This window comes from Pandoraea soli, from assembly GCF_902459595.1.
GTDB classification, from domain to species: domain Bacteria; phylum Pseudomonadota; class Gammaproteobacteria; order Burkholderiales; family Burkholderiaceae; genus Pandoraea; species Pandoraea cepalis.
The window spans coordinates 336,197-350,583 of sequence record NZ_CABPSG010000004.1 but is presented as its reverse complement, the minus strand read 5'-3'; the positions used below and the strand labels follow the sequence as shown (position 1 = coordinate 350,583).

Below are 14,387 nucleotides of genomic sequence, written 5' to 3'. Positions count from 1 at the left end.
GCGTTACCCGGGTCCCGCGCCCTTCGTGAAGGTCGAGCACGGCGGGCACACTGGGGACTGTGGGTGCAAAAAGCGGGGCGAGCGGTGGCGGGTCACTGCCGGCGCTTGCGCTCAAGAATCTGCTTCGCGATGCCGCGCAGGATATTGACCTCCTCACGCTCCAGATGACTTTTCGCGAAGAGTCTGCGCAGGCGCGTCATGAGCTTCTTCGGATTCTCGGGGTCGAGAAAATCGAGATCGACGAGCGCGCGCTCCAGATGCACGAGCATGCCTTCGACGTCATCGCGTGTCGCCAGCGACGCATGCGCGGTGGCATCCAGTTCCGACGGCGACACGGCCAGCGTCGCGGCATGCGGCCCTTCGCCGCGCTCGCGCGCCAGACAGCCCATGCGCACTTCGTAAGCGATGAGTTGCACCGCCTGCGAGAGATTGAGCGAGCTGTACACCGGGTTGGCCGGGATATGGACAAGCGCATTGCAGCGCTCGACATCGTCATTGGACAAACCCGTGCGCTCGCTACCGAACACGAACGCCACCGCATCGCCCTGCCCCGCGTGCTGCACTGCGATTGCGGCGCTCTCGCGCGGCTCGGCATTGGGCGGCCCGTATTCACGCGAACGCGCCGACAAGGCGACGGCCCAGCTCACGCCCTGCAAGGCCGAATCGAGATCGGGCACGACCCACGCATTCGCCAGCACGTCGTCGGCGCCGCTCGCGAGCGCCACGGCTTCCGGATCGCGCAGCACGTCTGCCCCCGCGCGCGGTGCGGCCAGGACCAAGCGGCCAAACCCCATCGTCTTGATCGCACGAGCGGCCGACCCGACGTTGCCGGGATGGCTCGTCTCGTTGAGCACGAAACGCACTTGATCGAACAACGACGACGCGGGATGGGCAACAGCAGACTGTGACATGAGGCAGTGATGAGGAGTGGAAACAGAGACGTGCGGAAACACGACGCGCCGTCATCGGGACTATGACCGGGACCGAGATCGGTTTCCGCTTGTTATTCAGATCGGACGGCCGTTCAACGGCAAACGTCGCTATTTTGCCCTGAATCGCGAACGCTGCGGGCGGTCATGACGGCCCCGATCGCCGGACCTCGCCGGTACCGCCATGAAACCGCAAAATCTTGAAAAAGGGTCAGAAGCAGGCCCCAACCCCGAAGACGCCACAGCGCAGGCGCCGCGTTTTTGCTAAAATACGCGTTTTCGTCCTTGCAAACGAGCCGCCACCCGGTGCGCGGCGCTTGCAGGACATCGCTCTTGCTCAATTTGTTCGCTTTGTCTGCCATGCCTGACGGCCGGCCCAGAGGGGGTCGCGCGTACCGTCGGCAATGGCCTTAACAGGAATCTGTCATGCAGCATCCCATGCTCAATATCGCGGTGAAGGCCGCGCGCCGCGCCGGCAACATCATCAGCCGCGCCTCTCTCGACATCGACACTGTCAAGGTCACCAAAAAGCAGCACAACGACTTCGTGACGGAAGTAGACAAAGCGGCTGAGCAAGCGATCATCGAAACCCTTCTGCAAGCCTATCCGGACCACGCCATCCTCGCCGAAGAATCGGGTGAGGAACATGGCAAGTCGGGTTCGGAATACCAGTGGATCATCGATCCGCTCGACGGCACCACCAACTTCATTCACGGCCTGCAATACTATTGCACGTCGGTCGCACTCGCCCACAAGGGTATCGTTTCGCAAGCCGTGATCTACGATCCGACCCGCAACGAACTGTTTACCGCATCGCGTGGCCGTGGCGCCTTTCTCGACGGCAAGCGCATTCGCGTGTCGCGCCGCGATCGTCTGGCCGATGGCCTGATCGGCACCGGCTTCCCGTTCCGTGACCTGCAAGGCGTTGAGAACTATCTGAAGATGTTCGGCACGATGACCGAGCATTGCGCGGGCATCCGCCGTCCGGGTGCGGCGGCACTCGATCTGGCCAACGTCGCGGCCGGCCGCATGGACGGCTTCTTCGAGCAGGGCCTGAACGCGTGGGACATGGCGGCCGGCAGCCTGCTGATTACCGAAGCCGGCGGTCTGGTCGGCAACTACACCGGCGAATCGGACTTCCTGTTCCAAGGCGAAGTCCTCGCGGGCAACCCGAAGATCTACGCGCAGATGGTCAAGCTGCTCGAAGGCTATTCGCGCGCCAAGCGTCCAGTGTCGCCGGCCAGGGCCAGCGCCGCCAGCGCGGTTGCCTCGGAAGGCAACCTGCCGTCGTAAGGCCTGCGCAGGGGCGCTGGATGTGATGGCGCCTCCCTCGCAAGAAACCCCGGCGATGCTCGCGCATCCCGGGGTTTTGTGTTTCCGGCGCCGCCGCTGGCGGCCCGGAAAGCGCTCGCGCGCGGTGCCTCAGACGCCCAGACGCGCCAGCACCGCATCGCGGCCAAGCAGTTCGAGCACGGCGTCGATGGCCGGCGTGTGCGTCGTGCCGACCACGAGCAGACGCACCGGCATCGCGAGCTGCGGCATCTTCATGCCATGCTGGGCGAGCGTGGCCTTGAATGCCGGCGAGATGGCCGCCTTCGTCCACTCGGGCAACGCCGCCAGCGCCACGCCAAGATCCTTCACGGCCGCGCGTGCGGTATCCGTCATGTGCTGGGCCAGATCGTCGTTTGACGGTGCCGGCTTGCGATAGAACATTTCGGCGCTCGCCGCGATGTCCTTGATCGTGTTCGCCCGGTCCTTGAACAGCCCGACCACCCCTGCGAGCGACGGACCGCCTTCGATCGACACGCCCGCCTTCTGCAGGAACGGCTCGGTCAGACCGGCCAGGCGCTCGTTATCCGCCTGCTTCAGGTACTGGTTGTTCATCCACAGCAGCTTTTCGGGATTGTGCTGCGCGGGCGACTTGCCCAGGTGATCGAGATCGAACCACGTCACGAACTGCTCACGCGAGAACACTTCGGCATCGCCATGCGCCCAGCCCAAACGGGCCAGATAGTTCACCACCGCCTCGGGCAGGAACCCTTCCTCGCGATACTGGACCACGCTCATGGCGCCGTTGCGCTTGGACATCTTTTCGCCCTGGTCGTTAAGCACCGTGGGCAGGTGGGCGTAGATCGGCGGCTGCTTGCCGAGCGCTTCAAAAATGTTGATCTGACGCGGCGTGTTGTTCACGTGGTCGTCGCCACGAATCACGTGCGTGATGTCCATGTCGATGTCATCGACGACGACGCAGAAGTTGTACGTCGGCGTGCCGTCCGGACGCGCGATCACCAGGTCGTCGAGTTCTTCGTTCGAGATTTCGATGCGGCCCTTGACGGCGTCTTCCCACACCACGCTGCCGGCGAGCGGGTTCTTGAAGCGCAGCACCGGCTGCACGTCGGCCGGCGGCTCAGGCAGCACCTTGCCCGGCTCTGGACGCCAACGACCGTCGTAACGCGGCTTCTCACCACGCTCGCGCTGCTGCTCGCGCAGCTCGTCGAGGGCTTCCATGCTCATGTAGCACGGATAGACGTGACCCGCGGCTTTCAGTTGCTCGAGCACTTCGCGGTAGCGGTCCATGCGCTGCATCTGGTAGAACGGACCTTCGTCGTAATCGAGGCCGAGCCATTCCATGCCTTCGAGAATGACCTGCACGGCCTCCGGGGTCGAACGCTCGAGATCGGTGTCTTCGATGCGCAACACGAACGCGCCGTGATTGTGACGCGCGAAGGCCCACGGATAGAGAGCGGAACGGATGTTGCCCAGATGGATGAAACCGGTCGGGCTAGGCGCAAAGCGGGTGCGGACAGTGGTCATGATTTGGCGTGGGTGCATCGCGTCGGCGACAAACAAAAACGCCCGCGGCGGAGGGTCTCGCGCAGGCGGGTCGCCAACATTCGGAAGCTGGCATTATATCAGCCACGTGCGCGCACTCACCGAGAACGTGAGGTCATCCCCCCCTTGTGCGCATTACTTCGTCGATCGGTGATAACGTCGGATACGTCGCCGTTCGCTCACGGTCGTAGTCTTCTCATCCTGCCATGTCCATCCCGATCCTCGCGCTCCGCGAATACTGCCCGACCGATCGCACCGACACCCACGACTTTCATCAGGTCGTGATCGGACTGTCCGGGCGCATGTCGATGTCGCTGGAAGGCGACGCAACGCAATACGGGCGTGTGGGCGCGCGCAACGGCGTGGTGATTCCGGCCGGCGTGCGGCATGAGTATCGGGGCGACGGCCCCAACCGACAAGTCGTGCTGGATGTCCCGTCGCGCCTGGCAGCGGCGACGGGCGCGCAGCGCGCGTTTGCGCACGAGGCTTTTTTTACGCTCGACGCGAACCTGCTGGCACTGGCCCGGCGCGTGAGCGCGCGCATGGACGGCGAGCGTCCCCTGAGCGCGGACGACCCTGTCGTGCGCGCTTGGCTGGGCGCCCTCACGGCGCGGCTGGCGTCGTCTCGCCCCGCACAGCGCTCCGTTCGGCTGGACCTGGCGCGCATCGACGCGCGACTGCGCAACGCGCTGGCAACGCCACCGAATACGGGAACGCTGGCGCGGGAAGCCGGCATGAGCGTGCGCCATTTTCACGATGCCTTTGTCGCGCTCACCGGCGAGACCCCTCACCAGCATCTGATGCGCCTGCGGCTTGCGCGTGCGGCCGCATTGCTGAGCACCGGCGACGCAACGCTCGCCGACATCGCCCTGGAGGTCGGCTTCAACGACCAAAGCGCCTTGTCCCACGCGTTTCGCCAGCACTACGGCCAGCCCCCCGCCACGTGGCGGCGCGAGCGTCTCGCCCGCGGCCCTTCAGGCTAAGTCGATCGCTGGGGTGCAGGCAAATTGGTCGGAATGCGCCGAATAACGAATGGAATTCGCCCAAAAATATTCGCATCCACGACACCAATCTCCCAATTTCTGGTCGAATTGCGGCGCTGACCGGTGCCAGGCGCCACGCCGCATGCCAACCGGCACTGGCCCGGCGCCGATCAAGCGGCCATCGACAGGCACGCAACGACGTGCGCGACGCATTGGGAGACAAGCACTTTGACACCACTTCTCTACCGCCTGCTCATCGGACTAGGCGGACTCGCCCTGTTCTGGGCGTTCGGCATGCTCAGCGCCAACGAGTACGGCAAGAGCGCGGCACTCATGGCAACCGCCGTGCCCGGGCTCGCGGGCCTGTGCCTGATGCTGCGCGCGCGCCCGGCATGGCTGAGCGCAACAGCGCTCGGCATCATCGCGATCTTCTTTCTCGATGCAGCCACCAAAGGCTTCCTGCGCGACTACTTCGGTCTGCGCCCTAACCATCTGCTGGTCTTGCAAGCGGTGTTCAACACGAACCCGTCGGAAGCCAGCGAGTTCTTCCACCACCACTGGCGCGACCTCGCCGAGGCCAGCGGCGTCTTCGCCGTGCTGATGTCGGCGGTCGTCATGCTCGAGCGCCGCCTGTCGCGGGCGGAGGCCGCGAACGCTCCGCCGCCAATGCGACGTCGCGGCAAAATCGCCGTGACCAGCCTGCTCATCGGCTTTCTCGCGCTGCATCTGAATCCGACGATGGCCAAGGAAAACCCGCTGCTCTACTGGCCGATCCGCTATCTCGACTACCAGCGACAGCTCGCTCACGCCGATACGCTTCAACGCGAACTCGACCGCAACATGGCGCAGCGCAACGACTGGCGCGTGCAGTATCGCGGGCCCGCGCGCAAGACCGTTGTGTGGGTGATCGGCGAGAGCCTGAACCGCAACAACATGTCGCTCTACGGCTACGCGCGCAACACCACGCCGATGCTAGACGCAATGCGACGCGAGCTCACCGTCTTCCGTGACGTGGTGTCGTCCGAGCCCGCGACCATGGCTTCGCTCATCAAGATGCTCACCCCCGCAAGCCTCGCCGATCCCGACGCCTGGACGCGTCAGCCCGACCTCGTCATGCTCGCCAAGGAAGCCGGATATCGCACCTACTGGATCTCGAATCAGGCGCCCAACGACGGCTGGCTGGGACTCGTCGCCAATCGTGCCGACGAGCGGGTCTTCATCAACAAGGGCTTGGGGCGCGGCGAGAACAATTTCGATGGCAACCTGCTGCCGGAGGTCGAAGCCGCACTCGCGAGCGACGCCCCCCGCAAGCTTATCGTCGTGCATCTGCTCGGCGCGCACCCGACCTACGATATGCGTTACCCGGAGGTCTTCGCGCGCTTCGACAACACGGACGATGCCGTCATGAGCCGACTCGCAACGCAAGGTCGCTCGCTGTGGGTGCGTCGCTTGCGCAATGAGTATGACAACGCCATCGCCTACAACGATTACGTGGTCGCCAGTCTGATCCGCAAGACCATGGCGGCCACGGCGACGTCCGACGCCAGCCTACTGTTCAGCTCAGACCACGCCCAGGAGGTTGGCCACACGCGCAATCACACCGGGCAGTCCGTCGCCGATGCGTCCGGCTACGAGATCCCGATGCTCGTCTGGACACGCGACAGGATCGATGCGAAGCGGCGCGCAACGCTGGAATCCCGCCCCTATCAAACCGACCGGCTCGAACACACCATGCTCGGTCTGCTCGACATCGACACGGCTTACTACAACGCGTCGCACGACGTGCTGAGCGACGCGTTTGCCCCGCTAGCGCGCAGCATCAACGGACGCCCGTATCGAGCACCGATGGATATGGCATCGGCCGACGGGGCAACAAAAAAGCCGATGCGATAGCTCGCATCGGCTTGCGACCCGACGGTTATCTGCTGATTTCTCGCAGATGACCCGGACCAGTCCCGCGTCAGACCTCCAGCCGCGACACAAACTTCGGCTGCAGGTACGCTTCAAGCGCTTCCGGTCCGCCTTCCGAACCGTAGCCGCTGTCCTTCACGCCGCCGAACGGCACTTCCGGCAGGGCCAGGCCCGAATGGTTGATCGTCAGCATACCGGTCTCGACGCGCGCCGACAGGCGATGCGCCGTACCTTGCGACGTCGTGTACGCATACGCTGCCAGGCCGTACGGCAGACGGTTCGCCTCGGCAATGGCTTCCTCTTCCGTATCGAACGGATTGACGATCGCGACCGGCCCGAACGGCTCTTCATGCATGATCTTCGCGCTCATCGGAACGTTGCACAGCACCGTCGGCGCATAGAAGTGACCGCCTTCGGCCGCACGCTTACCGCCGGTCTTGAGCTGAGCGCCTTGGGCAACGGCATCGTCGACGATCGCACTGATCGCCTCGAAACGCTTGCCATTGACCAGCGGACCCATCGTCGTTTCCGGATCCAGCCCGTTGCCCACGCGCACCGCTTCGGCGGCCTTCACGAAGGCGTCGACGAACTGATCGTACACGCCGCGCTGCACGAGGAAACGCGTCGGTGCGATACACACCTGACCGGCGTTGCGGAACTTGCCGGCGGCAAGATTGCGCACGGCGGCAGCGATATCGGCATCGTTGAAAATCAGCACCGGCGCATGCCCGCCGAGTTCCATCGTCACACGCTTCATGTGCAGACCGGCCATCGCCGCCAGTTGCTTCCCCACCGGCGTGGAACCCGTGAACGACACTTTGCGGATCGTCGGATGCGGGATCAAATACGACGAAATTTCGGCAGGCACGCCATACACCAGGTTCAGGACACCGTCGGGCAGTCCGGCGTCGGCGAAGGCGCGAATCAGCCCAGCGGGCGACGCAGGCGTTTCTTCCGGTGCCTTGACGATCACCGAGCAACCGGCCGCCAGCGCGGCCGAGACCTTGCGCACCACCTGATTGACCGGGAAGTTCCACGGCGTGAATGCCGCCACCGGACCGACCGGCGTCGGGATCACCATCTGGTAGACGTTCGGCACGCGGGCCGGCACCAGACGGCCGTAGGCGCGCTTGCCCTCTTCCGCGAAGAATTCGATGATGTCGGCCGCCGAGAGCAGTTCGCCCTTGGCTTCGCCGATCGGCTTGCCCTGCTCCATCGTCATCTGACGTGCGATGTCGCCGACGCGCTCGCGCAGTAGACCCGCGGCCTTGCGCATGAGCTTGGCGCGCTCGAACGGTGCGATTTCGCGCCACTTGGCAAAGCCCGCTTCGGCCGCTGCGAGGGCTGCGTCGAGATCCGGCTGGGTCGCGCGCGCGACGGTTCCGATGGTTTCGCCAGTGGCCGGGTTTTCGATCGGCAGCGTGAGGCCTTCCGCGCCCCCTTTCCACTGCCCGTTAATGAAAAGCTCTACGTTATGCGACATGCTGAAGTCTCCGGTTGGCAACACGTCCAACAGCATAACGCAGGCGGCAGATTCCTGTTGCCCTGCCGGCGCGGCCAGGCCGGTACGATTCCCGGCGCCCCCCGGAGACATCTCATCACATGAAACAAAAGGGCCGACAGCGCCGGAAACGTTCCACGTCCCCGCGCTGCCGGCCCTCAGGGGATCGGCATCCCGCCGCGCCCGTCGTCTTGCGGAACGTCGAGACGTCGCAAGCGACGTCAGCCCGCCAGAATTTCCTTCAATGCGTCCGTGAACGCGACGCACTCTGCCTCGGTGCCGACCGTGATGCGAAGGAACTGCGCCACGCGCGCCTGCTTGAAGTGGCGCACGATGATCGAGCGCTCCCGCAGCGCCGACGCCAGTTGGGCCGCGTCGTGCAACGGGTGACGCGCGAACACGAAGTTCGCCGTCGACGGCAGCACCTCGAAACCGAGCGCCGACAAGCGCGTCACCATGGCCTCACGACTCGCGATCACCGCCCGACGCGTTTCGTCGAAATACGCCTCGTCCTCGACGGCGGCCACCCCGGCCGCCTGCGCAAGACGGTCGAGCGGGTACGAGTTGAAGCTGTTCTTCACGCGCTCGAGCGCTTCGATCAGATCCGGATGCCCGATGGCGAAGCCCAGGCGCAGCCCCGCCAGCGAGCGCGACTTCGAGAGGGTCTGAACCACGAGCAAGTTCGGATACTTCGCGATCAGTTTCGCGGCGCTCTCCCCGCCGAAGTCGATGTAGGCCTCGTCGATGACGACCACCGAATCCGGATTTCCCGCCAGCAAACGCTCGATCTCGCCCCCCGCCAGCAGGCGTCCTGTCGGCGCATTCGGATTCGGGAAGATGATGCCGCCGTTGGGCCTGAGGTAGTCGTCGACGCGAATCTCGAACGTGTCCGTCAGCGGCACGTTCTCGAACGCCACGCCGTACAGCCCGCAGTACACCGGGTAGAAACTGTAGGTGATGTCCGGAAACAGAATCGGCTTGTCGTGCTTGAGCAATCCCTGAAACACGTTCGCCAGCACTTCGTCGGACCCATTGCCCACGTGCACATTGGCCACTTCCAGAGCGAACCGCGTGGCGATGGCCTGCTTGAAGCGACGGGCGTCGGGATCCGGGTACCGCTTGAGTGCGTCGGCATCGCCGCCGAGCGCCTCGCGAATCGCGGCGAGCACGCGCGGCGACGGGCCGTACGGATTCTCATTGGTATTGAGCTTGATGAGACGCTGCATCTGCGGCTGCTCACCGGGCACATAGGGCGTCAGATCGGCAACGCCCGCGCTCCAGAATCGATTCATGACGGCCACTCCGCTCAGCTCACGAAACCGCGAGCCAAATCGGCCCGAATGTCGGCAGGCGACTCCAGACCGACCGCCAGACGGATCAGGCCTTCGGTGATGCCCGCCGCAGCGCGCGCTTGCGGCGTAATGCGACCGTGCGTCGTGCTCGCGGGATGCGTAATCGTCGTGCGCGTATCGCCAAGGTTGCCGGTGATCGAGCACACGCGCGTGTTGTCGATCACGCGCCAGGCGTTTTCACGCTGTTCGGCCGGGGTTGTGCCCTTGAGTTCGAACGCGACGATCGCGCCGCCTGCCTTCTGCTGGCGCTGTGCGAGTTCGTATTGCGGATGTGACGGAAGCCCCGGGTAATACACGCGGGCGACCTGCGGCTGCTGCTCCAGCCACTGCGCGATCGCCAGCGCGTTCTCCGATTGCTTCTCGACACGCAGCGACAACGTCTCCAAGCCCTTGAGCAACACCCACGCGTTGAACGCGGACAGCGTCGGACCGGCGCTGCGCACGTACGTGAACACCTTGCCCATGATGAATTCCTTCGTGCCGACAATCGCCCCGCCCAGCACGCGGCCCTGCCCGTCGAGGAACTTCGTCGCGGAGTGCACGACGACGTCTGCACCGTACTCGATGGGCCGCTGCAACGCCGGCGTGCAGAAGCAATTGTCGACGACGAACAAGGCACCCGCCTCCTTCGCGATCTGGCCGATGGCGGTAATGTCGGCGATGTCGGTGAGCGGGTTGGACGGCGTCTCGAGGAAGAACATCTTCGTGTTCGGACGGATCGCGGCGCGCCAGGCGTCGAGGTCGGTCGGGTCGACGAACGTCGTCTCGACACCGAAGCGATTGAAAATCGTGGAGAAGACGTTAAGCGTGGAGCCGAAAATGCTCTGCGAGCTGACGAGGTGGTCGCCGCCCGAGAGCGCCGACATTACGACCGAGACAATGGCGCTCATGCCCGACGCGGTCGCCATGCACGCCTCACCGCCTTCGAGCGCCGCCAGACGGTCCTGGAACATCGACACGGTCGGGTTGGTAAAGCGCGAGTAGGTGAAGCCCTCCTCCGAATGCGCAAAGCGTTCGGCGGCCTCGGCCGCGCTCTTGAATACGAAGCTCGAGGTCAGGTAAAGCGCCTCGGAATGCTCACCAAATTCGGAGCGCTGCGTGCCAGCGCGCACCGCCAGGGTATCGAAGTCGAAGGAGTCCATCGTGTGTCTCGTCATTAGGTTGGCCCGCCCGCCGGCCAAAAAAAGAAAAGCCCGTTTCGCTGGTCAGCAAAACGGGCTCGAAATCCATCTGTCTAGGCCTCGCTTTAGCTGTTTCGGGGAAGTTCCCCCACGTCCGCAAGCTGAAATCAAATCGACGTGAAAACGAGTGTAGCACGTTGCCGACGGGGAGGGAAAATCCCCGCCGCCCGCTGCGCCAAGGTCGGCTCAGAGGCCGAGCTGCGATCCGCGCGGCTCGTTGTCGTCGCCTTCACCGGACTCCACCACCGGGGCCTTCGGCGCCTTGCGCTGCTGCTCCAGACGGGTCAGATACTCCGGCGTGACGTCGCCCGTGATGTACTTGCCGTCGAAGCATGAAGCATCGAAATCGGCGAGCGCCGGGTTGATGTCACGCACGGCGGCCTTCATGTCTTCGACGTCCTGATAGATCAGTGCGTCGGCGCCGATGATGCGCGCCACTTCCTGGTCGCTGCGGTCATGCGCCACCAGCTCGCTACGCGTGGGCATGTCGATGCCGTACACGTTCGGGAACTTCACGGGCGGCGCGGCCGACGCGAAGATCACCTTGCGCGCACCGGCGTCACGTGCCATCTGCACGATTTCCTGACTGGTCGTGCCGCGCACGATCGAGTCGTCGACGATCAGCACGTTCTTGTCCTTGAACTCGACGCGCATGGCGTTGAGCTTCTGGCGCACCGACTTCTTGCGCATCGCCTGGCCGGGCATGATGAAGGTACGGCCGACGTAGCGGTTCTTGAAGAAGCCTTCGCGATAATTCAGGCCCAGTCGCTTGGCGACCTGCATCGCGGCCGGACGGCTGGAGTCCGGAATCGGCATGACGACGTCGATGTCCTGATAGTCGATCTCGCGACGGATCTTCTCGGCGAGGTAGTCGCCCATGCGCAGACGCGCGTCGTAGACCGCCACGCCGTCGAGCACGGAATCCGGACGCGCCAGATACACGAGTTCGAAAATGCACGGATGCAACGATGCGGCGACGGCGCACAACTGCGACGTCAGCTCACCGTCGTTGCTGATGAAGACCGCCTCGCCCGGCTTGACGTCGCGATCGAACGCGAAGCCCATGCCCTCGAGCGCCACCGACTCCGACGCCACCATCCACTCCGTGCCGTTCGGGCCATCGAAGCGGCCGATGCACAGGGGACGAATGCCGTGCGGGTCGCGGAAGGCGAGCAGACCGAAGCCGGAGATGATGGAGACAATGGCGTACGAGCCGCGCAAACGGCCGTGCACCTTGCCCACCGCCTCGAACAGCGACTCGACGCTCAGGCCGCTGCGCGAGCTTTCCTGCAGCTCGTGCGCAAGCACGTTGAGCAGCACTTCGGAATCGGACGTGGTGTTGATGTGACGGCGGTCGACACGGAACATCTCGTCCTTGAGCTGTTCCCAGTTCGTCAGGTTGCCGTTGTGGGCGAGCACGATGCCGTAGGGCGCATTCACGTAGAACGGCTGGGCTTGTGCGGCGCTCGACGAGCCGGCGGTCGGGTAGCGCACCTGGCCGATACCGACGTTGCCCGGCAAGTCGCGCATGTTGCGCGTGCGGAACACGTCGCGCACCATGCCGTTGCCCTTGTGCATGTAGAAGGACTGGCCATCCGTCGTCGCGATACCGGCGGCATCCTGGCCGCGGTGCTGCAGCAGCAGCAGACTATCGTAGATGAACTGGTTGACCGGGGATTTGGAAACTACACCGACGATGCCACACATGGCATGAATCCTTCAAAAAACATCGAAATCTGCAACTAACGGACCGTATTATCCGTCATTCGGAAACCTTGTGCAGGCCGGTCGACGGCGTGGCCGATCCGCCCGCCGCTCCTGCACCTGCTGCCCCGCCGCTACGCATGCCCCACCCCTGCGACTGACCGAGCGCGCCTTGGCCGCTCAGGCCATCGCCCGTCAGTCCCGTGCCGAGGCTACCGCTGCTACCGCTGCTACCGCCGCGAAGGGCGCCACCGCCCATTGCGCCTGACGTCCCCGATATCCCGGAAGTCCCGTCGGTACGCTCACCGGTCGAAGGGCCCGGCGAACCACGCCCACCCGCGTCCGGCGCGCCACGATATGGCGTCAACTGCGGCAAGGGAATCGGTGTTCCCAGCGGATTGACACTCGGCACCGCCGCTTCGGGATTGTGCAGATAGTGCTGCACCGGCTCGGGCAGGTACGGCATGAGCCGCGACAATCCCGCCTCGACCCACGGACGCACCAGCGACTGCTGCCACACCGGTTGTTGCGGCAATGACGTTAACTTGGCGGCGACCATCAACAACATCAAGAGCAACATGCCGCGCACGATGCCGAATACCATGCCCAGTCCGCGATCGGCCGGACGCAACCCGATCAGATCGGTCATGCGCCCCACGAGCGCGCTGACGATACCGGCGCCGAACACCACCGCGACCAGCACCAGCAGGAAGCCGAGGGCGCCTTGCGTCATCTCGCCGCCGGGCAGATCGGCAGGCAACCAATGCGCAAGCGCCGGGCCGAAGGCGCGGGCCACGAAGAACGCCACGACCCAGCCCACCAGATTGAACAACTCGCGCACCAGACCGCGCAACATGCCCAGCAGCATCGAGCCGAGCAGAATTGCGATGGCCGCGTAATCCACCACGGTCAGCAGACCGCCATGCACCGGATCGCTCAACTCAGCCTGCCTCGGCGACCTGCGCCGTCAGTCCGGCGTCGCGAATCTTCTTGCCCGCTGCTTCCGCACTCGCGCGATCGGCGAACGGTCCCGCGCGCAGCAGGTAAAGCTCACGCCCCCCCACCTTGCTTTTCACCATGTAGCTCGGCACATTCACGAGCTTGAGCTTGACGAGCCAGGCCTGCGCCCGGTCCTGCGTCGAAAATGCGCCAATGCGCACCTGGTACTTGCCGCTCGATGCCGCCGGCTTCTGCGCACTGTCGTGGCCATCCGCCGATTTGGCGGGTTTGGCCGTCGTGTTGTTCTGGGCAAACTGTGCAATTGGATCGGCGACGTTGTTGTTCGGCTGCGCCTTGGCTTGCGCCTTGGCCGTGTCGTGCGACTCCGGCTTCGCGGCCGGCTTCACCTCCGCGTGCGGCTCGGGTTTCTTGACGTCGGGTTTGATCTCCGGCTTCGCTTGCGCCACCGCCGGTTCCGGCACCGTGCTCGGCGCGGGGGCCATCGCGGCGGCCGGCGGCACGGCCGTCGGTGCCGGGGCGGGCGTCGAGACCGCCGGCTTGGCGGCATTCGCTCCGGCCAGTGCATTGCTGTCGAGCGCGACTTCGCCCTTGTCGAGCGACGCATCGGTCGGCGGCGTGGCAGCCTTCGGCTTCACGCGCACGGGCGGCGAGCTGGTGTCCTTTTCGGGGATCTGAATCGCGATGTCGTCAGCCGACGGTTTCGGCTCAGGGGCCAGCACCATCGGCAGGATGATGACGGCGGCGAGCACCAGCGCCAATGCCCCCACCAGACGGCGGCGCGCGCGTTGCTTCTCGGGCAGCAGCGGGTCGAGTTGCTCGTGCTCGCTGTATTCGCCCCCTCCCGCCGCACGGGCGCCGGTTCGGCCGCTACCGCGCTTGGGGGGAACGGCTTCGGCGACTTTCTTGCGGAAGGAAAACAATCCCATAGGCCCTTGGCTCTGGTCGTAACTCGCGTCGTTGGACGGATGATGATCGCGCATCGGGGGCGTACCGCGCATGACATTTCTCGTAAGCAAATGTCACGGCTAACGCCC

The 14,387-nt window shown here is 64.7% G+C and carries 11 protein-coding genes; 3 read left to right on the top strand and 8 right to left on the bottom strand.

Translation table 11 applies throughout. The features are described 5' to 3' along the window. Positions 1-92: 92 nt before the first annotated feature. Positions 93-911, bottom strand: coding sequence for an RNA methyltransferase (locus PSO31014_RS10195; protein WP_174976465.1), 819 nt, complete (start codon positions 909-911; stop codon positions 93-95). A 444-nt stretch (positions 912-1,355) separates the two neighbouring features. Between PSO31014_RS10195 and PSO31014_RS10190 the strand changes: the two genes are divergently transcribed. Next, the gene (locus PSO31014_RS10190; protein ID WP_150551500.1) at positions 1,356-2,222 is read left to right on the top strand and encodes an inositol monophosphatase family protein; all 867 of its coding nucleotides are present in this window, start codon (positions 1,356-1,358) and stop codon (positions 2,220-2,222) included. A gap of 129 nt (positions 2,223-2,351) precedes the next feature. On the opposite strand, the gene gltX is transcribed toward PSO31014_RS10190, so the two are convergent. Beyond that, positions 2,352-3,746 carry a glutamate--tRNA ligase gene (gltX, locus tag PSO31014_RS10185; RefSeq protein ID WP_150551545.1) on the bottom strand — a complete coding sequence of 465 codons (1,395 nt, stop codon included), beginning with the start codon at positions 3,744-3,746 and terminating at the stop codon, positions 2,352-2,354. Positions 3,747-3,967: 221 nt separating this feature from the next. Here gltX and PSO31014_RS10180 point away from each other — a divergent pair, with 221 nt between their 5' ends. Continuing rightward, positions 3,968-4,744, top strand: a complete 777-nt coding sequence (locus PSO31014_RS10180) for a helix-turn-helix domain-containing protein (protein WP_150551499.1) — start codon at positions 3,968-3,970, stop codon at positions 4,742-4,744. 228 nt (positions 4,745-4,972) lie between these two features. Continuing rightward, a complete protein-coding gene (locus tag PSO31014_RS10175) occupies positions 4,973-6,637 on the top strand; it encodes a phosphoethanolamine transferase (RefSeq protein WP_150551498.1) in 1,665 nt (554 codons plus the stop codon). Between the two features lie 67 nt (positions 6,638-6,704). Here the strand turns inward: PSO31014_RS10175 and PSO31014_RS10170 are convergent, their stop codons facing one another. The 6 genes from PSO31014_RS10170 to PSO31014_RS10145 all read right to left on the bottom strand — a co-directional run bounded on the left by PSO31014_RS10170 (position 6,705) and on the right by PSO31014_RS10145 (position 14,351). Then, on the bottom strand, positions 6,705-8,138 hold the full coding sequence (locus tag PSO31014_RS10170; RefSeq protein WP_150551497.1) for an NAD-dependent succinate-semialdehyde dehydrogenase: 1,434 nt from the start codon (positions 8,136-8,138) through the stop codon (positions 6,705-6,707). Between the two features lie 239 nt (positions 8,139-8,377). Next, a complete protein-coding gene (gene hisC, locus PSO31014_RS10165) occupies positions 8,378-9,448 on the bottom strand; it encodes a histidinol-phosphate transaminase (RefSeq protein WP_150551496.1) in 1,071 nt (356 codons plus the stop codon). Between the two features lie 14 nt (positions 9,449-9,462). Next, a complete protein-coding gene (locus PSO31014_RS10160) occupies positions 9,463-10,650 on the bottom strand; it encodes an O-succinylhomoserine sulfhydrylase (RefSeq protein WP_150551495.1) in 1,188 nt (395 codons plus the stop codon). Between the two features lie 225 nt (positions 10,651-10,875). Beyond that, positions 10,876-12,396 (bottom strand): amidophosphoribosyltransferase, encoded by a 1,521-nt coding sequence (gene purF, locus PSO31014_RS10155; RefSeq protein WP_150551494.1) that lies wholly within the window; start codon positions 12,394-12,396, stop codon positions 10,876-10,878. A 55-nt stretch (positions 12,397-12,451) separates the two neighbouring features. Further along, positions 12,452-13,333, bottom strand: a complete 882-nt coding sequence (locus tag PSO31014_RS10150) for a CvpA family protein (RefSeq protein ID WP_246176571.1) — start codon at positions 13,331-13,333, stop codon at positions 12,452-12,454. A gap of 1 nt (position 13,334) precedes the next feature. Beyond that, on the bottom strand, positions 13,335-14,351 hold the full coding sequence (locus PSO31014_RS10145) for an SPOR domain-containing protein (RefSeq protein ID WP_246176570.1): 1,017 nt from the start codon (positions 14,349-14,351) through the stop codon (positions 13,335-13,337). Between the last annotated feature and the right edge of the window lie 36 nt (positions 14,352-14,387).

Bases quoted from the DNA above. Each gene is read 5' to 3' on its own strand.
- PSO31014_RS10195 (WP_174976465.1), bottom strand. From the start codon at position 911: ATGTCACAGTCTGCTGTTGCCCATCCCGCGTCGTCGTTGTTCGATCAA.
- PSO31014_RS10190 (WP_150551500.1), top strand. From the start codon at position 1,356: ATGCAGCATCCCATGCTCAATATCGCGGTGAAGGCCGCGCGCCGCGCC.
- PSO31014_RS10180 (WP_150551499.1), top strand. From the start codon at position 3,968: ATGTCCATCCCGATCCTCGCGCTCCGCGAATACTGCCCGACCGATCGC.
- PSO31014_RS10170 (WP_150551497.1), bottom strand. From the start codon at position 8,138: ATGTCGCATAACGTAGAGCTTTTCATTAACGGGCAGTGGAAAGGGGGC.
- hisC (WP_150551496.1), bottom strand. From the start codon at position 9,448: ATGAATCGATTCTGGAGCGCGGGCGTTGCCGATCTGACGCCCTATGTG.
- PSO31014_RS10160 (WP_150551495.1), bottom strand. From the start codon at position 10,650: ATGGACTCCTTCGACTTCGATACCCTGGCGGTGCGCGCTGGCACGCAG.
- purF (WP_150551494.1), bottom strand. From the start codon at position 12,396: ATGTGTGGCATCGTCGGTGTAGTTTCCAAATCCCCGGTCAACCAGTTC.
- PSO31014_RS10145 (WP_246176570.1), bottom strand. From the start codon at position 14,351: ATGCGCGGTACGCCCCCGATGCGCGATCATCATCCGTCCAACGACGCG.